Below are 21,452 nucleotides of genomic sequence, written 5' to 3'. Positions count from 1 at the left end.
GCCACCTCAGCTCGTGCCGGGGTCCTCGTGGTCGGCCAGCAGTTGGACCTGGGCGAGCCGGGTAGGACCGTCGAACACGAGACGGTAATGCCGGTGGTGTTCGGGTGTTGTTACCTGGAACGGGCGAGTCTGCCGCCGCCACCGGAAGACCTGGTCCGCCCGCCGGTCCAGCTCACGCCACTCACGCCCGTCCGAGGACCCCAGCAGGATCCAGCCGGTCGGATCGGGACCGGTCGACGCCGAGGTCAGCGTGTAGAGCACGACCCGACCCGCGACGTCCACGGTCACCGGACCGTCCACGGTGGTCTCGGTGCGGGCGGTGTCGTCGAACAGCTCGCCCGGCAGGCTCGCGGTGAGGTCCCGCAGCGGCAGGCCCGTCCCCAACGGCTCCGGCAACCGGTCGGCACCCCACAGCGACGGCGTCGGCCCCATCGTGAACTCCAGCCGCGCGCCCGCCGCGATGACGTCGTGGTCGATCCACGCGTGTTCGTGGGGCTCGCCGTTGACCAGGAGCTTCTGGACGTAGACGTTGTCGTGGCTGTTGCCGTGGGCGACGATCTCCAGGTCCCCGCCGTCGAGGTGCACTACGGCACGGGGGAACAGGGGAGAGCCGATGGCGTACACGGGCGATCCGACACGCAGGGGATAGAGGCCCAGCGCGCTGAAGAGGTACCAGGCCGACATCTCGCCGTTGTCCTCATCGCCGCAGTAGCCCTGCCCGATCTCGCTGCCCTGGTAGAGCCGCGCGAGCACGTCCCGCACGATCTCCTGGGTGCGCCAGGGCCTGCCTAGCTGCGTGTAGAGGTAGGCGATGTGGTGCGCGGGCTGGTTGCTGTGCCCGTACTGCCCCAGCCGGACGTCCCGCGCCTCGATCATCTCGTGGATCGCACGCCCGTAGGAGCCGGGGTACGCGGCGGTCTCCGGGGTCGCGAAGTACTCGTCGAGCTTGTCGGCCAAGGCAGCGGGGCCACCGTGGAGCGCGGCAAGACCCAGCGGATCGTGAGGCACGCCGAACGCGGCGGTCCACGCGTTGGTCTCGGTGTAGTCGTAACCCCACACCCGCGGGTCGAACTGCTGAGGGGACCACCGCCATGTCTTGTCCCTGCCCTGGAAGAACCCGACGGCGGGGTCGAAGTGGTGGACGTAGTGACGGGCGCGGTCGAGGAAGTAGGCGTGGTTGTCAGCGTCGCCGAGCGCGGCCGCCATGGTGGCGATACCGGCGTCGTTGACACAACCTTCCAGCACCCACGACATGCCCTCGTTGACCGTCATCGGCGTGTAATGGAGGAAGATCGACCGATCGAGCCCCTTGCGGCCGACACTCTCGTCCGGCGGCACCACCGTCGCGTTGCGCAGCGCCGCGTCGTAGGCGTCCCGCACGTCGAAGCCGGGCACTCCCTTGCCGTGGGCGTCAGCGAACGCGACATCGGAACTCGTGCCGGTCATGAGGTTCGCGTAACCGGGGGAGGACCAACGCGACACCCAGCCGCCGTCGCGGTACTGCTGCACGAAACCGTCGATGAGCTCACCGCAGCGGGCGGGGTCGAGCAGCGCGTAGGCGGGCCAACAGGTGCGGTAGGTGTCCCAGAACCCGTTGTTGACGTAGATCTGCCCGTCCTTGACCGCAGGTGGGCTTACCGGGCTCGCATAGCGCGGACCGGCCTCGGTGATCTCGAAGCCGGAGTTCGGGTAGAGGAACAGCCGGTACAGGCACGAGTAGAGCGAGGTGAGTTGGTCCTCGGTGGCGCCCTCGACCTCGACGCGGTCGGTGATCGCCGCCCACTGGGCCTTCGCGTCGTCCCGGACGGCGTCGAAGTCGCGCTCGTCGAGGTTGCGGGCCGCCTGCTCGGGGCTGATCAACGAGGTCGCGACCCGGAGCGTCACCTGCCGCGTGCCCTCGGGGAACCGCACGAGCATCGTGCAGCCGCGGGTAAGACCACGCCACCGGTGATCCGCGCGCGTGATCGGTACGTCCACCTTCGCGTGGATATACATCCGACCCGCGCCCACGGACAGTCCACTGCGGACGTCGGTGTACCCGGTGATCGTGTCCCCGTCGACGCTAACCTTGCCGCCTAAGCCGACGTTGTCCAGCACCAGATGCGCCGGGCCTGGGGGATAGGTGAACCGGAGCACGGCAGCGTGATCCGCTGGCGTCACCTCGGCCCGCACGCCGTTATCGAACTCGACGAGGTAGTGATAAGGGTGGGCGTGCTCGTTGGCGTGGTCGAACGTGAGCGCGCGCGCCTGCCTGCCGACCTGCGTCCCTGTCGTAGGCATGAAATGGAACGTGTGCCGGTCGCCCATCCACGGGCTGGGCATGTGGCTCAGGCCGATCGCCTGCAACGCGGGCCGGTTCGCGTCGGTGTTGCCCCGGTGGTACTCGTAGGACCAGTTCGTGACCGCCGCGTTGGTGACCGGGATCCAGAAGTTGAACCCGTGCGGCACCGCGGTCGCCGGGATGGTGTTGCCGCGCGAGAACGCGCCGCTGGAGTGCGTGCCCCTGGTCGTGACGATCCGCTCGACCGCGCTCGCGGGCGGCGCAGGCGCCGGGCCGATGGCGAGATCGTCGATCCACCCCGCGAACGACGCCGGGGCGAGCGGGATGTCGACGGCGAGCAGCACGCGCGCGATCGTCTTGCCCACGGCCAGGTCGAGCCGCACCGCGCGGCGGTTCCACTGGCTGGGGAACAGCGCTTTCGACTCGCCCTGCGCGCGGGCGGTCACCGCGTACCCGAGCTGGTCGACCACGCCGAGGTCGGAGAGCCGCGTGCCGTCGGTGAACGCGAGGTCCAGGGCGACGTGCGTGCCCAGGTAGCGGTCGTCGAACTCGGGGAACACGACGTAGGACAGGACATCGCCGCCGAGCACCTGCTGGTCGGACCAGAACAGCCGGTTCACCGCCGCACCCGGCTCGGCCGCCTCGCCCTCGTACCGCAGCGCGCGCAGGCCGGTGAACCCCACACCCGCCTTGGCCGCGGGCGCCGTGCGGGGGCCGGGACCGAGGTGCGTGCGCAGGGCGACGCCGGGGGAGCGGGCACCGAGTTCCGGGGTGTCGGTCCAGGTCGGAACCGGGTCGGCCGCCTCGAAGCAGGTGCGGAACCCGTGCATGCGGCTCACGCTACGCCCGGGCGCCCGCCCGCAAGTGATCTTCTGCCCGGATGGCCGATCGTGACGGTGGTCATTTCCCCCGATCCGCCGACTGCCGCGCCAGTAGGGTGCCCGGTCAGGGCGAGGAGGAGGGGCCGGTGCCACCGGGAGTCGGGGAGCTGTTCATCGCGGAGGTCGACCACGACGCCTGGCGCCGCCCGCTGGTGCCGTGGGTGATCGGTGGCGCTGTCGTCACCGTGACCGGCCTGGCGCTGCTGTTCGTGGGCTGGTTCGGGCTTCCAGTCGCGCTCGCGGGCCTGGCGGTGGTCGCGGCGAAGGTGGGCGGGTACGTGGCCCGCCGCAAACGGCGCTCCAGCCCGCTGATGATCGACTTGGCCGGGGTGACGCTGCCGACCGCCCAGGGCCCCGCTCTGCTGCCCTGGGACACCCTGCGCGCAGTCGTCGTCGACGGCCCCACGCTGCGCTTCCGCGTCCGCCCCAGCGTCACCCCCACCACCCCGGGCGTGACCGGCCTCCACCGCCGCGACGCCTGGCCTGTCGCCTCCGGCCCCGGGCTCCCCCTCGACACCCGCCTGTTCACCCGCGACCGCGACGACATCATCGCGGCCCTCCGCGCCTACTCCCACGACTCGATCCGCATCACCGACTGACGGCTCGGTTGCCCTGGCCGGGTGCTCGGACACCCGTCGCTTCCGGTGATCTGTGCGCCGATCGAGGGTCACTCGTGGTGGGAATCCAACCCCGGTGGTGATCACGTAGCGTAGATGTGACCGTCACTCGGTTGGCGTGCACGTGAATCTGCACGGGCGGGATACAGTCGGCACTCGGGTGTCACTCGATCGTGCACTGGCGAGGGTGGTTCGGCCGTGATCTCTGAGGTGGGTGGGCGGGTTCGATCGCCGTTGTTGGACCTGGTGCGGTTGAACCGGGTCGTGCGGTGGGGGCGAGGGGCCGAGCCGGTCGAGGTGATCGCCACGGAGGCGGACACGCCGTTCCTCAGCGGGGTGGGGGGCGAGGGCGGGCTGGCGATCAACCCGATGTCGCCGGTCGTGACGCGGGCGGTGGGGCAGGCACGGCCGCCGGAGGAGTTAGCCGGGGTGTTGCGGGCCGTGACGGCCAGGGTCGCGTTGGTGAGCCTGGCCGTCGGCGAGGGTGACGAGCACCCGTTGCGCGCGGCACTCGACGACACCGCCACCCGTGACATCCTCGTGGTCACCGCCGGGGATACCGCCGTCGCGGACCACCCCTGGACCATCCCCGTCCTGTCCTGCACCTCGTCCGGTCGCCCCAGTTGGTTCGTGGACCCGGAGCCGGACGCGCGCGGACTCTTCGCGCCAGGCGAAGAGGTGCCAGGACCGCAAGGGCCTACTACGGGCAACGGCGTCGCCGCGGCCGTCGTCGCCGCCACTGCCGCGTTGCTCTGGTCGATGTTCCCCACCGCGACCGCACCGCAGGTCCGCTCAGCGCTTCTTATCGGCACCAGCCACCGCCCGAGCGGCCCGCCGCTACTCGACGCCGAACGCGCCCACGAGCAACTCGCGCACTACGCCACTTGAGCGCGCACCTGGCGCCTCACTCCGGCCGCGCGCACCGGATGCAAGGTCACCCGGACAGCAGTTGGTCCAGGACCTCCACGCCGAACCGCAGCCCGGCCACCGGCACCCGCTCGTCCACTCCGTGCGCCATCGCCCGGTAGTCGAACCCCTCCGGCAGCAGCAACGGTGCGAACCCGAGGCACTCGATACCCAACTTGCTGAACGCCTTCGCGTCGGTGCCGCCGCCCATGCAGTACGGCACGACCACGCCGTCCGGGTCCTGCGAGTGGATCGCCGCCGCCAGCGTGTCGAACCACGGCGAGTCCACCCGCGACTGCACCGGCGGCTGGTTGGCGATGAACTCCCGCCGCACGCCCGGACCGAGCAGGTTGTCGATGTCCGACAGCATCCACTCCTCGGTGCCCGGCAGCACCCGGGTGTCCACCTGGGCCTGCGCCACCCCCGGCACCACGTTCACCTTGTAGCCCGCCGACAACACGGTCGGCCGCGTGCTGTTGCGCACGGTGTTCTCGACCAGCTTCACCGCCGGGCCGAAGCGGTTGATCGTGCCGTCCACATCGTCCCAATCAACCGGAACGTCCAAAGCGGCCGCGGTCTGCTCGATGAACGCGCGCACAGCGGGAGTCAGCACGACCGGCCACTGGTGGGCCGCCAGCCGGTGCAGCGAGTCCACGAGCTTCACGACCGCGTTGTCGTCGTTGCGCCTAGAGCCGTGCCCCGATCTACCGGTTGCCGTCAGCAGCAGGTGGGCGGTGCCGCGCTCGGCCGTCCCCACCGGGTAGAGCCGTACGAGCTCCCCGTCCGCACGGCGCACCGGCACCGTGTACCCGCCGGACTCGCCGATGCCGACAACGCAACCCTCGAACAGCTCCGGGTGATCCTTGACCAGCCAGTGAGCGCCATAGTCGCTGGTGTCCTCCTCGTCGGCCACGAACGCCAGAACGATGTCGCGCTGAGGGACCCGCCCCTCCTCCGACCACCTACCGAGCACCGTCAGCACCGACGCGCACATGTCCTTCATGTCCACCGCGCCCCGACCCCAGACGAAACCGTCGCGTATCTCACCCGCGAACGGGTCGACCGACCACTCGGCGGGATCGGCGGGCACCACGTCGAGGTGCATCTGCACCAGCAGCGCGGGCAGGTCCGGCCGCGACCCGGCCACCCGCGCCACCACGTTCGACCGCCGCGCCGCGCGCTCGAGCAGCACCGGTTTCTGACCCGCGTCCGTCAGCAGGTCCGCGACCAGTTCCGCCAGGTCACGCTCACCGCGCCCCTGCCCGTGGCCGCGGTTGGTGGTGTCGAAGCGGATCAACCGCGCGCACAGGTCCTCGACCGGCTCGGTCATGGGGCGGGGCCTCCTCGGGGTCGGGTGCGCCAGGGCCGTTCGGCTCCACCCTGGTCACAGTCGACGGGGGCGCGCAACGCGAACAGCGCAGCCGGTGCGCCGATCGGCGGCAACCAGGTGTGACCATCCGCACGCGACTGGTGCGACCGTCAACGACCATCGCGCGGATGCGGCCGCGCGCGCCTGTGTAATCTCATCTCCCGATGGCCACCAGCACAGAACCGTCCCCACACGTGGATCACCCCTTGGGCGCTGACGACGCGAGCACCGCGAACACCCGGTCCGACCAGTCCGAGACCGTCTCCGACGGTCGCGACGACCAGGTCGACCGGCGGCCGAACCCGCTGCCAGTGCGCACGATCGCACTCGGCACCGCGGGCAGCCTGATGATCCTGCTCAGCGCGTTCGGCGCGGCCGGGGTCCTCATCAGCGACCCCGTGCTCGGGCACGGTCCCCTGTCCTGGATCCGCTACGGCCACGGCAAGATGCTGGCCACCGCGACCCTCTACATCGGGTTCGCGCTGGTGGTGTGGGCGTGGGTGCGCCTCGGTAGGCACGTGCTGGCCGGGCGGGTCGGATCGCGACCGGTGCTCGTCGGCGCCGCCTGCTGGATCGCCCCGTTGCTGCTGGCGCCGCCGATCTTCACCCGCGACGTCTTCTCCTATATCGCGCAGGGAGCCCTGCCGCTCTACGGCCAGGACCCGTACGCGGTCGGCCCCATCGTGCTCGGCCTGCAGGAAGTCGTGCAGAACGTCCACCCGTTCTGGCAGACCACCCCGGCCCCGTACGGCCCCATGTTCATCCTGCTGGCCAAGGGCGTCGCCTGGGTCACCGGCACCAACATGATCCTCGGCGTCATCCTGATGCGCCTGGTCCTGCTCGGTGGCCTGGCGATGCTGCTGTGGTCGCTGCCCGGCCTGGTCCGCCACCTCGGCGGCCACCTGCCGACCACCCTGTGGCTGGCCGTCGCGGGCCCGATGACCGTCGTGCACCTGGTCGGCGGCCCGCACAACGACCTGCTGATGGTCGGTTTCCTCGCCGCGGGCACGCTGTGCGTGCTCGACCGCAAGCACGTGCTCGGCATCGCCCTGGTCACCCTCGGCGCCGCCGTGAAGGCCACCGCCGCGCTCGCGCTGCCGTTCCTGGTGTGGGTGTGGGCCGGGCACCTGAAGTCGACGTTCTGGAAGAACTTCACCCGCGCCGTGGCCGCCGCCGTCGCCACCACCGCCGTGGTGTTCACCGCGGTCACGCTGATCGCCGGGGTCAACCTCGGCTGGTTCAACGCGCTGCAGGCCCCCACGATGATCGTCAACTGGCTGTCGATCCCAACCGCGGTCGGAGAGGTCGCGCACTCGATCGTCGACATCTTCTTCGACGCGAACAAGAGCTGGTTCGTCAACACGACCCGGGTCATCGGCGGCCTGCTGTTCTTCGCCATCGCGATCCGCCAGTGGTGGCTCTCGCGCAACGGGGGCGCCGACGCGGTCCGCCGCATGTCGTACGTGCTCTTCGCCGTCGCCGTGCTCTCGCCCGCGACCCTGCCGTGGTACCTGACCTGGGGCTTCGTCATCGCCGCCGCCCTGCCCTGGCAGCGCAAGCAACTCGCCATCCTGGTCGGCGCCGCGGTGTTCCTGGTCCTCACGTACTCACCCGCGGGCGAGGACCTGCTCTACAACTGGCCCTTCATCCTCTGCGCCGTCGCCGTCTCAATCCTGTCCGGCGTCTCCCTGGTCCGCAACGACCCCCTGCACCTGTTCACCAACCACGACGAACTCATCACGGTGGACACCCCCGCGAAGGTCTGAAACCCGGTTGCCCTGGCCGTTCCACCCGGCCAGGGTGACCACGGTGCGGCTACTGGTCAACTTCGTCTACTGCCACCCTCTGGGCCACGCCATCGAGGCGCTGCACTACGCCCACGGCTACCACGTGGCCAACCCCGACGCGCGCATCTCGGTAGCGCTCAACGCCGCCACACCGGTCGAACTCGCGTCCTTGTGCCCGTTCGTCGAAGAGGTCTACCCGGTCCCGGTAGACGTGTTTGACGGCGACGCCACCTTCGACTTGTCCGGCCTACCGCGCGACTTCGACCACTACGTCAACGACGTCCGCGGCTTTCTCCCGGACCAGCGTGCGATCTTCCCCGGCCTGGGCGCTTACTACGACGCCGCCAAAGCCCACTTCACCGGCGAGTTCGGCATCGCGGGCCACAACGGCCCCGCCTACGCGGCCGCCCAGCACCTACGACTCGCCGTCACCCCGATCCCGCGTGCCGGCCACCCGCGTGTCGCGCTGCTGCCAGGCGGTAGCGCTGACCGATCTCTCTACCCATCGGTCCGCTCGTGGGAATTGATCATCGCGGCTCTGACCGGACGGTTCCCCGACGCAGAGTTCGTGCTGGTCGGCAAGCTAGCTGCGGACGGTCGCACCGCGACCACCTACACCGCCGCCGAACTCGCCGCGATCAGAGCCGCGATGCCCCGTTCGCGCTCGGTCGTCGACGCCCCGCTCGTCGAGCAGTTGGCGACCGTGGCCGCCTGCGACGTGCTCGTCTCCCCGCACAGCGGGTTCGGGATGGCCGCCTTGGCCGTGGGTACGCCGTGGCTGACAATCGCGGGCAACAGGTGGCCGGAGTACTACTTCACCGGCGTCCCGTTCTACTCGGTGCTGCCCGACATCACCCGGTTCCCCTGCTACACGACGATGGGTCCCGACCCCGACCCAGTCGACGATGACGGCCCGCGCTCGCCCAGCATGTCCTACGAACGCGTCACCGGGGACTTGCCGGAGATCGTTGATGGCGCCGCGAAGCTCATCGAGAGGCGGTGGCCCTACCGGGACGCTCTTGTCGATCACGTCAGTCGGATGTCCATAGTGGGGGGCGTGCGGTGGTCGATAGATGACGCGCATGTGCTCCCCTGATCCCGTCCCGACCAGCGCCGCGCGGTCCGGGTGGGCGGCCCCGGATCGATGACCGTGCCGCGCTGGGGGGATCTTGTTCGTGCTGGACACCGGCGGCCGCTGGCGAGACCTACCCGAGCAGCTCGGATGCGGTTCCGGGCACACCACGTGGCGGCGGTTACGTGAGTGGCAGGACGCCGGCGTGTGGGACCGGCTGCACCAGCTCGTGCTCGACGAGCTGGTGCAGCATCGACGAGCTCGACTGGACCGGAGGCTGCATCGACGTGGTGTCGGTGCGGTCGAAGAGGGGGCGAGCTGACCGGCCGCAGCCCCACTGACCGGGGTAAAGCCGGCTCCAAGTACCACGTTCTGTGCGACGCGAACGGGCTACCGCTGCACAGCGTGTTGTCGACGGCAAACACCCACGACAGCATGCTGTTCGAACCGCTGCCAGCCACGAACCCGACCGTGCGCGGCCACCACGGCCGGGCGGGCCGGCCACGATGCCGACCGGACAAGCTGCATGCCGACAAGGGCTACAACTACCGCCGCTGCCTGACTCGCCGCGGTATCAAGGTCCGTATCGCCCGGCGCAGGATTGAGGGCAAGTCCCGCCTCGGCCGGGTCCGCTGGGGCGTCGAACGCACCATCTCCTGGCTGCCGCGGTTCAAACGCCTCGGGCCGCGCTACGACCGGACCGAACGCACCACGCTGGCGCTTTCAGAGGCGTTCGACGCGGTCGGCCTGCGGGCCCCGGTCGCTCTGGCGGACCGCGTACCGGACTCGGTCGCCCTTCTGCAGCGGCTCCGATCCCATGATCACGGACACGTGGGCGAAGAGATCGTCGCCGCCTGCGTCCGGAGTGATGAAGCCGAAGCCGCGGTCGCCGTCGTAGCGTGCGACGACGCCCTCGCCGCCTCGTGCGGGTACGTCCCGCGTGGCAGGCCCTGCGGCCGCGGCAGGTGCCGGCCGCTGCGGCGCCGTCTGGGGCTCGGCGGCCTGGACCAGGTGCACGTCGCGGGCCTGCGGGCCCTTGTCTCCACTGACCACCTCGTAGGCGACGCGGTCGCCCTCCGCGAGCCACGTCAGCCCCTCGGCCAGGTTCCGGGCGTGAACGAAGACGTCCCCGGCGCCGGAGTCGGGGTTGATGAAGCCGAAGCCCTTGTCCTCGTCGTACCAGGCCACCGTGCCGTCGGCACCGTCCGCGATACCGGCCGCGGCGGGTGAGCCTGCCCCTGCTCCCAGCGGGATCACGTGCCCGGCCTGCGGGCCGCGCTCGCCTTCGACGATCAGGAAGGCCACCCGCTGCCCCTCGGTGACCACGCCGCCGGTCACGATGGCGGAGCTGTGCACGAAGACGTCGGCGCCGCCGCCGTCCGGCGACGCGAAGCCGTACCCCTTGCCCGGCTCGTACCAGTTGATGGTGCCGAGCAGGCCCACGGCGCTGCCGGTGGCCGCGTCGGCGGTGACGCGAACGCGCAGTGCCTGGGGCCCGCGGTCGTTCTCGCCGACCTCGAACGCGACGGCCTGACCCTCGCGGAGCACTTTCGCGCCGCCGTCCTCGACGATCTCGGAGGCGTGCACGAACACGTCCGCCGAGCCGTCCTCGGGCGCGAGGAAGCCGAAGCCCCGTTCGGCGTCGAACCAACGGACGGTCCCTTGCGGCATCAACGGCTCCAGGTCGAGAGGGCGGGCACTGGCCCCCAGTCTCTCTGATGGACTTCCGGTCAGTCGGGCCGGGCCCACAGGCGGGCCGTTGGTTCACCTAGCGACACCCCGAGTTGAGACCAGCTCTAAGCGGACCTGCTCAGAGCGAACACAGCACCCAACCACCCCCAGGCAGCCCTAGCGTCGGCGGTATGCGGATCTCTGAGCGCCTGACCATGCTGACCTTCCCCATTGGACAGGGCTACCTGTGGCGGGATGGCTCATCACTGACCCTCATCGATACCGGGATCGCGGGCTCCGGGAAGCAGATCGCCCAGGCCGTCGCGGAGCTTGGACTGGATCCTGCTGACATCGAGCGGGTCATCGTCACCCACGCGCACAACGACCACATGGGCAGTGCCGCTGAGGTCCGGGGATGGCACGGTGCCCCGGTGCTCGCCCACCGAGCCGAGGCCGACGTTGTGCGGGGGATCGCGCCGCCGGGGATTCCTGTCATGGCGGACTGGGAGGTGGAGATCTTCGCCGCGACCTTGCCGAATGTGCCGCCCGCGCCGCCGTGTCCGGTTGATGTGGAGCTGGTGGGTGGGGAGGTGCTCGACTTCGGGGGTGGCGCGCACGTCGTGCCGGTGCCGGGGCACACCGATGGGAGTGTCGCGGTGTTCCTGCCCGCGCACGGCGTCCTGTTCACCGGGGACACCATCGCCTCCCACGAGGGGCAGACGATCCTCGGCGTGTTCAACACCGATCCCGAGCGCGCTGTCGCGTCCCTGCGGGTGCAGGCCGACCTCGGCGCCGGGACGGTGTGTTTCGGACACGGGGAACCCCTGGTGACCGGCGGGGCGTCCGCTCTGCGGGCGGCGGTGTCCCGTTTGGAGTGAGTGTGGCGGAGAACGCTCCCAAAACGGCTCGCGCTGACCCCCACCCGGCGGTGAGGATGATCGCGTGACTGGTGTGGCCTCTCCCTCCGCCCCTGTCCGCACACCGTCCCTAGCCCCGCTGGCCACCACCGCCGCAGCCGTGGGGGTCGCGGGCGCCCTCGGTGTCCCGTTCCTGCCGCTGTTCCTCACCGAGGAGGTCACCGCCGACCCGGTCGCCCTCGGCGGGTTCCTCCTCGCGGGCCCCATCGCCAGCGTCCTGACCAGCAGCCTGCTCGGGCGGCTGTCCGACAGCCGGGCCATCCGCCGCCTGCTGATGATCGGCGCGGGCCTCGCCGGCGCCGCGGGCTACGGCCTCTACACCGTCACCCGCGACTACTGGCTGCTGCTGGCCGTCTCCATCACCCTCGTCGCCGCCAGCACCTCGCTGATCTCCCAGGTCTTCGCCTACGCGGGCCTGGTCCTGGAACGCTCCGGCTCCACCAGGGCCCCGCTGGTCATCAGCACCCTGCGCATGCTGGTCTCGGTATCCTGGGTCGCGGGCCCACCGCTGGCCGCGCTGCTGGTCTCGGTCTCCGGGTTCACCGGCCTGTTCGCCGCCGTGGCCGCCTGCTACGCCCTCGTCGCCGTCGTCACCTGGTTCCTGCCCGAACCCGCCGCCGACCACCGCGAGCACGGCACCGACCGCCCCGCCCCCACCCCCCGGCGCAAGCTGTTCCTCGCCGTCCCCGCCTTCGCCCTCATCCAGGCCGCGGGCGCGCTCGGCATCATGGCGCTCCCGCTGTTCGTCGCCGCCGAACTGGGCGGCACCGCGGCCGACGCGGGCCTGGTGATGGGCCTGTGCGCGGCGCTGGAGATCCCGCTGATGATCGGGTTCGGCGCGCTCGCGGTCCGCACCAGCCAGCACCGGCTCGTCCTGGTCGGCATGGTCGTCGCCGTCGCCTACCACGCGGTGATGGCCGCGACCGGCACCATCTGGCAGGTCGCGGTCGCGCAGCTGCTCAACGCCGTGGTGATCGCCGCGGTGATGGGCGTCGGGATCTCCTACTTCCAGTCCCTCGACCCCGGCAGGCCCGGCGCGGTCACCGCCCTGTTCGGCAACACCACCGTCGCCGGGACCATGGTCGCCGGACCGCTGCTGGGCCTGGCCCAGCAGATCGGCTACCGGCACGCCTACCTCATGTGCATGACCATGGCCGCTCTCGGCGCCGTGCTGCTCGCCCTGGCCCGACCGTCACGCCAGCGCGGCCTCGTCCACGGTCAGGGTGCCGTCGTCGGCGTCGAGGACCGCCTCGACGCCGAGCGGGACGGTGAGCTGGCCGGGGCAGTGCCCGAACCCCAGCTCCCACACCATCGGCAGCCCAAGACCGCCGAGTAGGTCCTCGGTGACCGTGTAGACCTCCTCCAGCTGCCCGCACCCGGCCCACGAGCCCAACGCGATCCCCGACACCCCGGTGAACCACCCGGCCCGCAGCAGCTGCGTGAGCATCCGGTCGATCCGGTACGGCGCCTCGTTGACGTCCTCCAGCAGCAGGATCGCCCCGTCCGGCGGCGGGAAGTAGTCCGCGGCACCCAACCCGGCGGTGATCAGCGACAGGTTCCCGCCCACGGTGATCCCGCGCGCCACCCCGTGACCCGCGGTCGCCGTGGTCGGACCGATCAGCCGCCGCGCGCTCTCCGGGTAGAACAGGGTGTCCTGCAGGTGCCGCTGCGCGTCGGCGTCGAACAACGCGCCCGCGATCATCGGCCCGAACAACGTCACCAGGTCCAGCCGGGCACCGATGGCGTCGTGCAGGCAGGTCGCGTCGCTCGACCCCACGAACACCTTCGGGCCCGCCGCCGCCAACTCCGACCAGTCCACCAGGTCCAACACGCGCTGCCCGCCGTAGCCGCCGCGCGCGCAGATGACCGCCTCCACCGCCGGGTCGCACCAGGCGCGCTGGAAGTCCCTGGCCCGGTCGGTGTCGCTGCCCGCCAGGTACGGCAGCTTCGGGTGGCGGCCCAGCACGTGGTCGCCGACCTGGACGGTCAGGTCCCAGGACTCCAGCACCGCGATGCCCTCGGCCAGCAACCGCGGGTCGACCGGCCCGGCCGGGGCCACGACGGCGACGGTGGAACCACGGCGCAGCCGCGGCGGGTGGACGCGTCTCATCGGTGCAGCTCCACCGCTGGCGCGTCGGTCTCGATCCCGAAGACCTGCCCGTAGAACGACAGCTCGGCCTCGGCCGCCGCCGCGATCGTCGCCGCGGCCCGGAACCCGTGCTGTTCACCGGGGAAGGTCAGGTAGGCGTGGGGGACACCGGTGCTATCGAGCGCGGCCACGAACCGGTCGGCCTGCGCGGGCGGGCACACCCTGTCCTCCAGCCCTTGCAGCAACAGCACCGGTCCGGCCAGGTGGTCGACGTGCGAGATGGGGGAGCGCTCCAGGTAGCGGTCACGGTGCTCGGGCAGCGACCCGACCAGGCCCTCCACGTACCGGGACTCGAAGTCGTGGCTCTCCACGCCCCCGTCCGCCCACGGCGTCAGGTCCAGGATCGGGTACCGCAGCGTCGCGCACCGGAACGTGTCGACGCTCGTGATCGCCGCCGCGGCGGTCCACCCCCCGGCGCTGCCACCGCGGATCGCGATCCGACCCTGGTCGACCAAACCTTCCTTGACCAGCGCGGTGGCGACCGTCGCGCAGTCACGCACGTCCGCCACCCCCCACTGCTCCTTGAGCAGCTCCCGGAAGGCCCGACCGTGACCGGTAGAGCCCGCGTAGTCGACCGTGACGACCGCGAACCCGCGACTGGTGAAGTAAGCGATGTCCACGTCCAACGCGGGCACGTAGTGCGAGGTAGGCCCACCGTGCGCGCACACCAGCAACGGCGGCAGCTCCCCGGCAGGCCCCTCGAAGTCCGGGTTCGTCGGCGGGTAGAAGTGCGCCGGGATCCGGTGCCCCTCCGGCGCGTCGAACATCCCCGACCGCGGCTCCGGCAGGTACTCCACCGACGGCAGCTCCCCGGGCGCCCCGAGCACCTCCAGCTCACCGGTCGACAGGTCCAACCGCACCGCCGTCCAGTCCGACCGGGGACCCGCCGCCGTGGCCACCACGACGCCATCGGTGTCCGCGTCCAGGTTCGACCACACCGGCAGGTCGGTCTCGACCTCCGTCACCGTGCCGGAGCGCTCGTCGAGCACCGTCAACCGGTTGGTCCGCAGCACCCCGAACCGCCCGCGCCCCAGCTGGGCGAACCACTGGTGGCCCGGCTGCCACAGCGCGCCGCCCAGCTCGTACTCGCCCGGCGCCAGGTTGACCGCGGAACCGTCCAACCCGATCCGGTGCAGGTTCCACCAGCCATCGGGGTCGGTCATCACCAGCAACGAGTCCGCTGCCTCCCACTGCACCTGGCACACCGACTCGCGCGGACCACCCGCGACGACCCGGTGCGGACCCAGCGTCCCGTCCTCGGTGATCGCCGCGACGCACAGCTCGCTGCTGTCCCACGGCATGTTCGGGTGCTCCCACCCGATCCACGCAGCGTGGCGCCCGTCAGGGCTCGGTTGCGGAGACGTCATGAAGTGATGCGTACGGCCCAACACCCGGGCAGGGCCACCGTCGAGAGGCAGCGCGACCAGCTCCCGGTAGTCCGAGCTGTCCTCACGCACACACCACACCTCGGCGTCGCCAGGCCCGGCGACGAGGTCCACGTACCGCCAGCCCTGCGGCGTCGACGGCTCGGCGGAGATCGGCGCGGGGTCGGTGCCGTCCCGGTCGGTCAGGTAGACGCGCTGGTCGTCCCAGTTCGTGAACACCACCCGCTCGCCCAGCACGAGGTACGGCAGCCCGCCGTACTCGTGGACCCGGCTGCGCACGTTCCACGGCGCCGCCAGCACGCGCCGCACCCCCGTGCCGTCGTGCCGGAACAGCGCCGACCGGCCGCCCTCCAGGGGCTGGCCCTCGGTCCAGAACACCTCGTCGCCGAACCGGCGCACCCACGACGGGGCCGTGCCCGCCCTGGCCACGTCGGCCGCGCCGAGCGGGGACACCCACGTACCGTATGGAGCGATCTTCACCACAGGCAGGACCCTACAGACCCCGCTGTAGTGGCCCGATACGGTGGACCGGTGCGGGGACTGCGGTGGGTACGGCCTGCTCGCCGCCGGGATGTCCCATAAAGTCGGAGGTGCCATGGCCCGTGTCATCCACGTCTTCCGCCAACCCGACCGGTTCGTCGCCGGGACCGTCGGGCAACCCGGTGACCGCACGTTCTACCTGCAGGCCGTCGAGAGCGCCCGCACCGTCAGCGTGACCATCGAGAAGCAGCAGGTCGCCGTGCTCGCCGAGCGCATCGGCTCGCTGCTCGAGGAGGTCCACCGCCGCTTCGGCGCCGAGGTCCCCGACGGGGTGCCCGACACCGACGTCGACGCCGAGCCGCTGGTCGTCCCGGTCGAGGAGGAGTTCCGCGTCGGCACCATGGGCCTGGGCTGGGACGCCGAGACCCGCGCCGTCGTCATCGAGCTGCTCGCCGCCACCGAGGGCGAGGTCGACGAGTCGGTCGTGCTCGACGACACCGAGGAGGGCCCGGACGCGGTCCGGGTGTTCCTCAGCCCGATCGAGGCCAGGGCCTTCGCCGAGCGCGCCGACCGGGTGGTCAACGCCGGGCGCAAGCCGTGCCCGCTGTGCGCCGAGCCGCTCGACGCCGGTAACCACGTGTGCCCGCGGCAGAACGGGTACCGCCGCAGCGACGAGGACTGAGGCGCCCGTGCTGCCCACCGACCCCGGCGTCGGCGAGTTCCTGCTGCGCGGCTCCCTGGAGATCGAGGGCAGGCTGGTCGACGCCTCCAACGCCACCCTGTTCTGCGCCATCGAGGCCGACGGGGTCGCGGCGCAGTGCGTCTACAAGCCGGTGCGCGGTGAACGCCCGCTGTGGGACTTCCCCGACGGCACCCTGGCGGGTCGCGAGGTCGCCGCGTACCTGGTCGCCGCCGCGGCGGGCCTGCCGCTCATCCCGCCCACGGTGCTGCGCGAGGGGCCGTTCGGTCCGGGGATGGCGCAGCTGTGGATCGACACCAAGGAGGGCGACGACCTGGTCGACGTCCTGCCGCCGGACGAGGTCCCGCAGGGCTGGCGGCCGATCCTGCACGCCCACGACCGCTTCGGCGACCCCGCGGTGCTGGCCCACTCCGACGCCGCGCCGGTCGCGCTGATGTCCGCGCTGGACATCGTGCTCAACAACGCCGACCGCAAGGGCGGCCACGTCCTGCACGGCACCGACGGCGGCGTCTACGGCGTCGACCACGGCATCTGCCTGCACCAGGAGAACAAGCTCCGGACCGTCCTGTGGGGCTGGGCGGGGGAGGCCCTGCCGGACGAGGCCGTCGAGGCGCTGCACACGCTCAACGCCGCCCTGTGCGGACCGCTGCCGGGGGAGCTGTCCGCACACATCACCCGCGCCGAGATCGCGGCGTTGACGACCCGGGTGAAGGCCCTGCTGGCCGCCCCGGTGTACCCGGTCCCGGACGAGGACGGCCGCCCGATCCCGTGGCCCGCCTTCTAGCCCACTCGGCCTAGATACCCATTCCCACCAGGCACTGTCCCCATCGCCCCCCCCGTGAACCATTTATTCACTATCGACTATCAAGATTACCAGTAATGGGTCTTACTTGACGCCACCAGTCGATGTGGGGTGCAAAAGCAGGCCAAGAGGGGAGGGAGCCTCAGCCGGAGGTGAGGGTCGCGTGGCGTTCCAGGAATCTCGCCACGTCGTCGGGGTCTTCGAGGGGGAGTGGGTACAGGGCGAGCCGGGTGACGCCGAGCTCGGCGTAGCGGTGGGCGGCGGCCGCGTTCACCTCGACCGGGTCGACCTGCATGAAGTTGATCTCCAGGTCGCCGAGCTCGGCGGGGCGCTCGACCCGGCGGGCGGCCTCGGCCAGGCCGCGCAGGTGACCCGCCAGGTCGTCGGGGGAGGAGCCCGTGCCGAACCAGCCGTGGCCGCGGGCGACGGCCCGGCGGAACGCGGCGGGGCTGTGCCCGCCGACCACGACCCGGGGACCGCCGGGGGTGACCGGCCGGGGGTTGGCGTCGACGTCGCGGAAGGACACGTGCCTGCCGGTGAACGCGACCGGCGCCGTGTCGTTCCACAGGGCGCGCATGGCGTCGATGTACTCGTCGGTGCGGCTGCCGCGTTCGGAGAGCGGCACGCCGAGCGCGGACAGCTCCGGCTCCAGGTAGCCGCCCGCGACACCGAGCAGCAGCCTGCCGCCGGAGAGCACGTCCAGGCTGGCCGCCTGCTTGGCCAGGACCAGCGGGTTGCGCTGCGGCAGGATGACGATGCCGGTGGCCAGCTCGATCCGCTCGGTCACCGCGGCCACGTAGCTCAGGTGCACCAGCGGGTCGAGCATCGGGTCCTCCGGCGCCATCGGCGAGTCCGGCACCCGCGGGCTGGGCAGGACAACGTGGTCGCCGCACCACCACGACCGGTAGCCGAGGTCCTCGGCCAGGGTGGCCAGCCGCGCCGTCTCGACCGGGCCGAGCGTCGCCTTCGCGCTCAACCCGAACACGCCTTGCTCCACGGGTGGACACCTCCGATTGATCTCCCGAGTACCCGGCTAGGGGAACCAGCCGCGGCCCCCGGTTCTTCCCGGACCCGTGCGTGGGGTTGACGCGCCGTCGTGTCGACACGGCTCGGCGGGTGTTCCATCGTGGAACCGTGGTTAGCCCTACCTGACCGCGTCGTCCGATCCCGGAGGAGCCACGGTGTCCACTTCCGTCACGATCATCGGCGCGGGCCTCCGCGGTCTTGTCCTGGCCCGGGTCCTGCACGTCCACGGCATCCCGGTCACCGTCTACGAGGCGGAGGCCTCGCCGACCGCGCGCACCCAGGGCGGCATGCTGGACATCCACGAGGGCAACGGCCGATGACGGCACCGGCGGTCGTTCCGAGGTCCACCGCGGAGCGCTGCGCCAGGTGCTGCTCGACTCACTCCCGGCGGGCACCGTGGTGTGGGGGCACAGGGTCACCGATGTCCGGGGCCTCGGCGACGCCCGGCACGAGGTGAGCTCCGCCAACGGGTCCAGCGCGACCACGACCCTGCTCGGCGACGCCGCCCACCTCATGGTCCCCAACGGTGACGGCGCCAACGTGGCGATGTACGACGGCTCGGAACTCGGCCGGGCCCTCGCGGCGCACCCTGACGACGTGGAGACCGCGCTCGCCGCGTACGAGCAGGACCTGTTCCCGAGGGCGGCCGAGGCTGCCGCGGACGACATCCTCGGCCTCTACCTCAACGACGACGCGCCCTACAGCCTGGTCGGCTTCTTCGCAGGCGAGGGCCAGGCCCGCTGAGTCAGCCGCCAGTCCTCAATGCCTCTCCCCTGTGTCTCATTATCCGCTATTGACTATCAAGATTACCGATGGTCGCTTCTATGGGGCTCGCCGGATTACGAAGCAGCAAAGCATCAAAAGCAGCTGCACACGGCAGGGGTGGCCCTTGCCGAGTGAGCCGCCGAGGAGGCCGATGGGGCCGTGGTCTCGGCGTGCCTCAGGCCGGGGGAGGGGCCGGGTCGCTAGCGTGGCGGTGTGCGCTCTCAGGATTACGGCGACATCCTGTCCGGTAAGCCGCGTCGGCAGATCCCGGAAGTGGTGGCCGAGAACGGTCTCGTGGTGGAGGACGCGGCCACCGGGTTCTGCGGTGCGGTCGTGCGGTTCGAGTACGGCAACGTCGTGCTGGAGGACCGGCACGGCAAGCACCGGCTGTTCCCGTTGACCCCGGCCGGGTTCACGGTCGAGGGGCGGACGGTGACGCTCGTGCGTCCCGCGCCTACGCCTGTAGTGGCAAAGCCGTCACGGTCGGCGTCGGGGTCCACGGCGGTGCAGGGGTTGCGGGCCCGCACCGCGCGGGCGAGCCGGATCTGGGTCGAGGGGATCCACGACGCGGAGCTGGTGGAGCTGGTGTGGGGCCACGACCTGCGGGTCGAGGGTGTGGTGGTCGAGCCACTCGACGGTGTGGACAACCTGGTGGAGCTGGTCGCGGAGTTCGGCACCGGCCCGGACCGGCGGCTGGGGGTGCTGGTGGACCACCTGGTGGCGGGCAGCAAGGAGTCGCGGATCGTCGGCGGTGTGCGCGACGAGCACGTGCTGGTGACCGGACACCCCTATGTGGACATCTGGCAGGCGGTGAAGCCGTCGGTGCTGGGGATCGAGGCGTGGCCGGTGGTGCCGCGCGGCGTACCGTGGAAGGACGGGGTGTGCGCGGCGCTGGGCTGGGGTGGACCGGCGGACGGGTGGCGGCGGGTGCGGGGGTCGGTGCGCGGGTTCCGCGACCTGGAGGCGCCGCTGGTCGGCGCGGTGGAGCGGCTGATCGACTTCGTGACCGACCCCGGTTCCGGGTGATCGTGCCCGGTGGGCGCCGCGATCTGGGAGGATGATCGCATGGCGGCACTGATCTGGCTCGTGGGCGGACTGCTGCTGATCGCCGCCGAGGTGCTCTCGGGTGACTTCGTGCTGGTGATGCTGGGCGTCGCCGGGTTGTTCGGCGCGGGTACCGAGGCGCTGTTCGGTGCGCCGGTGCTCAGCTTCGTGGTGTTCACCGTCGTCTCGTTGGGGTTGACGACGGTGGCGCGGCCGGTGTTGCGGCGCAGGTTGGGCGGGGCGCACGTGCGGGACAACGTGGCCGCGTTGGTCGGTGAGCGCGCGGTTGTGGTGGCGCGGGTCGACGAGCACGGTGGGCGGGTGAAGCTGCGCGGCCAGGAGTGGTCGGCGCGCACGCTGGACGCCACTCAGGTGTTGGAGCCCGGGTCGTCGGTGACGGTCATGGAGATCGCCGGGGCGACCGCGGTGGTGTGGGCCGACCAGTAGGCCCGCGAGAGGTTGGAGGGTGTTGTGAGTGTGCCGCTGATCGTGGGCATCGTGGTGGTGTTCTTCGTCCTGGTCGTGATGGCCAAGTCGATCAAGGTGATCCCGCAGGCGCAGTCGGCGGTGATCGAGCGGTTGGGCCGGTTCCGGACGGTGGCCGAGCCGGGGCTCAACGTGCTGGTGCCGTTCTTCGACCGGATCCGGGCGCGGATCGATCTACGCGAGCAGGTGGTGTCGTTCCCGCCGCAGCCGGTGATCACCCAGGACAACCTGACGGTGTCGATCGACACGGTCGTGTACTTCCAGGTGACCGATTCCCGGGCGGCGGTGTACGAGATCGCGAACTACATCATCGCGGTGGAGCAGCTGACCACGACGACGCTGCGCAACGTGGTGGGTGGGATGAGCCTGGAGGAGACGCTGACCTCCCGCGACCACATCAACGGGCAGTTGCGCGGGGTGTTGGACGAGGAGACCGGTCGCTGGGGCATCCGGGTGGCGCGGGTGGAGCTCAAGGCGATCGACCCGCCGCCGTCCATCCAGGACTCGATGGAGAAGCAGATGCGCGCGGACCGGGAGAAGCGCGCGATCATCCTGACCGCGGAGGGCCAGCGGGAGGCGGCGATCAAGACCGCGGAGGGGTCGAAGCAGAGCCAGATCCTGGCTGCCGAGGGCGCGAAGCAGGCGACGATCATGGCGGCGGAGGCGGAGCGGCAGTCGCGGATCCTGCGGGCGCAGGGTGAGCGGGCGGCGCGGTACCTGCAGGCGCAGGGGCAGGCGAAGGCGATCGAGAAGGTGTTCGCGGCGATCAAGGCTGGTCGGCCGACGCCGGAGGTGTTGGCGTACCAGTACCTGCAGACGTTGCCGGAGATGGCCAAGGGTGACGCGAACAAGGTGTGGATGATCCCCACGGACTTCAGCCGGGCGCTGGAGGGTTTCGCGCGCCAGTTCGGGATCAAGTCCGACGACGGGGTGTTCCGGTACGAGCCGTCGGAGGAGCCCGCGTCGTCGGTGCCGCAGGTGGACGACGAGGAGGTGTCGGACTGGTTCGACACCTCGACCGACCCGGAGATCGCTCGGGCGGTGCGGGCTGCCGAGGCGGTGGCGCAGAAGCCGGTCGACCCGGTATTGCCGCCGCAGGTCTGAGTGTGTCGGT

The 21,452-nt window shown here is 71.1% G+C and carries 16 protein-coding genes and 4 pseudogenes; 14 read left to right on the top strand and 6 right to left on the bottom strand.

Annotation, left to right across the window (positions count from 1 at the left end):
• Positions 1–6: 6 nt before the first annotated feature.
• Complete coding sequence (locus tag BMY07_RS29640; RefSeq protein WP_092785876.1) at positions 7–3,111, bottom strand: GH92 family glycosyl hydrolase; 3,105 nt, start codon at positions 3,109–3,111, stop codon at positions 7–9.
• Between the two features lie 137 nt (positions 3,112–3,248).
• On the opposite strand from BMY07_RS29640, the gene BMY07_RS29635 reads away from it, so the two are divergent.
• Positions 3,249–3,761, top strand: a complete 513-nt coding sequence (locus BMY07_RS29635; RefSeq protein WP_092785875.1) for a hypothetical protein — start codon at positions 3,249–3,251, stop codon at positions 3,759–3,761.
• A gap of 216 nt (positions 3,762–3,977) precedes the next feature.
• Positions 3,978–4,667, top strand: a complete 690-nt coding sequence (locus BMY07_RS29630) for a S8/S53 family peptidase (protein WP_143073710.1) — start codon at positions 3,978–3,980, stop codon at positions 4,665–4,667.
• Between the two features lie 46 nt (positions 4,668–4,713).
• On the opposite strand, the gene BMY07_RS29625 is transcribed toward BMY07_RS29630, so the two are convergent.
• Positions 4,714–6,015, bottom strand: a complete 1,302-nt coding sequence (locus BMY07_RS29625; RefSeq protein ID WP_092785873.1) for a M20/M25/M40 family metallo-hydrolase — start codon at positions 6,013–6,015, stop codon at positions 4,714–4,716.
• 245 nt (positions 6,016–6,260) lie between these two features.
• On the opposite strand from BMY07_RS29625, the gene mptB reads away from it, so the two are divergent.
• From mptB to BMY07_RS29610, 3 genes and pseudogenes are all read left to right on the top strand, one after another.
• Entirely contained in the window at positions 6,261–7,820 is a 1,560-nt protein-coding gene (gene mptB, locus BMY07_RS29620; RefSeq protein WP_245782733.1) for a polyprenol phosphomannose-dependent alpha 1,6 mannosyltransferase MptB, read from the top strand.
• A 7-nt stretch (positions 7,821–7,827) separates the two neighbouring features.
• Positions 7,828–8,937, top strand: coding sequence for a glycosyltransferase family 9 protein (locus tag BMY07_RS29615; RefSeq protein ID WP_245782732.1), 1,110 nt, complete (start codon positions 7,828–7,830; stop codon positions 8,935–8,937).
• Positions 8,934–9,636 (top strand): annotated as a pseudogene (locus tag BMY07_RS29610) (IS5 family transposase); the annotation flags it as partial. The gene BMY07_RS29615 and the pseudogene BMY07_RS29610, both read left to right, overlap by 4 nt.
• Here the strand turns inward: BMY07_RS29610 and BMY07_RS36105 are convergent.
• A complete protein-coding gene (locus tag BMY07_RS36105; protein ID WP_092785870.1) occupies positions 9,637–10,584 on the bottom strand; it encodes a cold-shock protein in 948 nt (315 codons plus the stop codon).
• 191 nt (positions 10,585–10,775) lie between these two features.
• Here BMY07_RS36105 and BMY07_RS29600 point away from each other — a divergent pair, with 191 nt between their 5' ends.
• Complete coding sequence (locus tag BMY07_RS29600) at positions 10,776–11,462, top strand: MBL fold metallo-hydrolase (protein ID WP_218150831.1); 687 nt, start codon at positions 10,776–10,778, stop codon at positions 11,460–11,462.
• A 64-nt stretch (positions 11,463–11,526) separates the two neighbouring features.
• Positions 11,527–12,651 (top strand): annotated as a pseudogene (locus BMY07_RS35700) (sugar efflux transporter); the annotation flags it as partial.
• Between the two features lie 42 nt (positions 12,652–12,693).
• Here BMY07_RS35700 and BMY07_RS29590 read toward each other — a convergent pair.
• Together BMY07_RS29590 and BMY07_RS29585 are read right to left on the bottom strand one after the other, a co-directional pair.
• Entirely contained in the window at positions 12,694–13,611 is a 918-nt protein-coding gene (locus tag BMY07_RS29590; protein WP_092785867.1) for a S66 peptidase family protein, read from the bottom strand.
• Positions 13,608–15,518 carry a S9 family peptidase gene (locus BMY07_RS29585; protein WP_092785865.1) on the bottom strand — a complete coding sequence of 637 codons (1,911 nt, stop codon included), beginning with the start codon at positions 15,516–15,518 and terminating at the stop codon, positions 13,608–13,610. The genes BMY07_RS29590 and BMY07_RS29585 overlap by 4 nt, the downstream gene beginning before the upstream one ends.
• A 112-nt stretch (positions 15,519–15,630) precedes the next feature.
• Between BMY07_RS29585 and BMY07_RS29580 the strand changes: the two genes are divergently transcribed.
• Entirely contained in the window at positions 15,631–16,197 is a 567-nt protein-coding gene (locus BMY07_RS29580; RefSeq protein WP_092785863.1) for a DUF3090 domain-containing protein, read from the top strand.
• A 7-nt stretch (positions 16,198–16,204) separates the two neighbouring features.
• The gene (locus tag BMY07_RS29575; protein WP_092785861.1) at positions 16,205–16,999 is read left to right on the top strand and encodes an SCO1664 family protein; all 795 of its coding nucleotides are present in this window, start codon (positions 16,205–16,207) and stop codon (positions 16,997–16,999) included.
• Between the two features lie 160 nt (positions 17,000–17,159).
• On the opposite strand, the gene BMY07_RS29570 is transcribed toward BMY07_RS29575, so the two are convergent.
• Positions 17,160–18,014, bottom strand: a complete 855-nt coding sequence (locus BMY07_RS29570) for an LLM class F420-dependent oxidoreductase (protein ID WP_092785859.1) — start codon at positions 18,012–18,014, stop codon at positions 17,160–17,162.
• 184 nt (positions 18,015–18,198) lie between these two features.
• Between BMY07_RS29570 and BMY07_RS36295 the strand changes: the two are divergent.
• The 5 genes and pseudogenes from BMY07_RS36295 to BMY07_RS29550 form a co-directional block, all read left to right on the top strand.
• Positions 18,199–18,538, top strand: a pseudogene (locus BMY07_RS36295) (FAD-dependent oxidoreductase); the annotation flags it as partial.
• Positions 18,539–18,556: 18 nt separating this feature from the next.
• Positions 18,557–18,787, top strand: a complete 231-nt coding sequence (locus BMY07_RS36290; RefSeq protein ID WP_218150837.1) for a hypothetical protein — start codon at positions 18,557–18,559, stop codon at positions 18,785–18,787.
• A gap of 234 nt (positions 18,788–19,021) precedes the next feature.
• Positions 19,022–19,834 carry a DUF3097 domain-containing protein gene (locus BMY07_RS29560; protein ID WP_092785857.1) on the top strand — a complete coding sequence of 271 codons (813 nt, stop codon included), beginning with the start codon at positions 19,022–19,024 and terminating at the stop codon, positions 19,832–19,834.
• A gap of 39 nt (positions 19,835–19,873) precedes the next feature.
• Positions 19,874–20,299 carry an NfeD family protein gene (locus BMY07_RS29555; protein ID WP_092785855.1) on the top strand — a complete coding sequence of 142 codons (426 nt, stop codon included), beginning with the start codon at positions 19,874–19,876 and terminating at the stop codon, positions 20,297–20,299.
• A gap of 78 nt (positions 20,300–20,377) precedes the next feature.
• A pseudogene (locus BMY07_RS29550) lies at positions 20,378–21,415 on the top strand (SPFH domain-containing protein); the annotation flags it as partial.
• Between the last annotated feature and the right edge of the window lie 37 nt (positions 21,416–21,452).

The organism is Actinokineospora terrae, from assembly GCF_900111175.1.
Classification (GTDB): Bacteria; Actinomycetota; Actinomycetes; order Mycobacteriales; family Pseudonocardiaceae; genus Actinokineospora; species Actinokineospora terrae.
Note: the sequence above shows the minus strand (reverse complement) of the source record. Positions and strands in the feature narration are given on the sequence as shown.

Excerpts from the sequence above, each read along its gene's own strand:
- BMY07_RS29600 (WP_218150831.1), top strand. The coding sequence starts at position 10,776 with ATGCGGATCTCTGAGCGCCTGACCATGCTGACCTTCCCCATTGGACAG.
- BMY07_RS36290 (WP_218150837.1), top strand. The coding sequence starts at position 18,557 with ATGGTCCCCAACGGTGACGGCGCCAACGTGGCGATGTACGACGGCTCG.
- BMY07_RS29590 (WP_092785867.1), bottom strand. The coding sequence starts at position 13,611 with ATGAGACGCGTCCACCCGCCGCGGCTGCGCCGTGGTTCCACCGTCGCC.
- BMY07_RS29580 (WP_092785863.1), top strand. The coding sequence starts at position 15,631 with ATGGCCCGTGTCATCCACGTCTTCCGCCAACCCGACCGGTTCGTCGCC.
- BMY07_RS29555 (WP_092785855.1), top strand. The coding sequence starts at position 19,874 with ATGGCGGCACTGATCTGGCTCGTGGGCGGACTGCTGCTGATCGCCGCC.
- BMY07_RS36105 (WP_092785870.1), bottom strand. The coding sequence starts at position 10,584 with ATGCCGCAAGGGACCGTCCGTTGGTTCGACGCCGAACGGGGCTTCGGC.
- BMY07_RS29625 (WP_092785873.1), bottom strand. The coding sequence starts at position 6,015 with ATGACCGAGCCGGTCGAGGACCTGTGCGCGCGGTTGATCCGCTTCGAC.
- BMY07_RS29640 (WP_092785876.1), bottom strand. The coding sequence starts at position 3,111 with ATGCACGGGTTCCGCACCTGCTTCGAGGCGGCCGACCCGGTTCCGACC.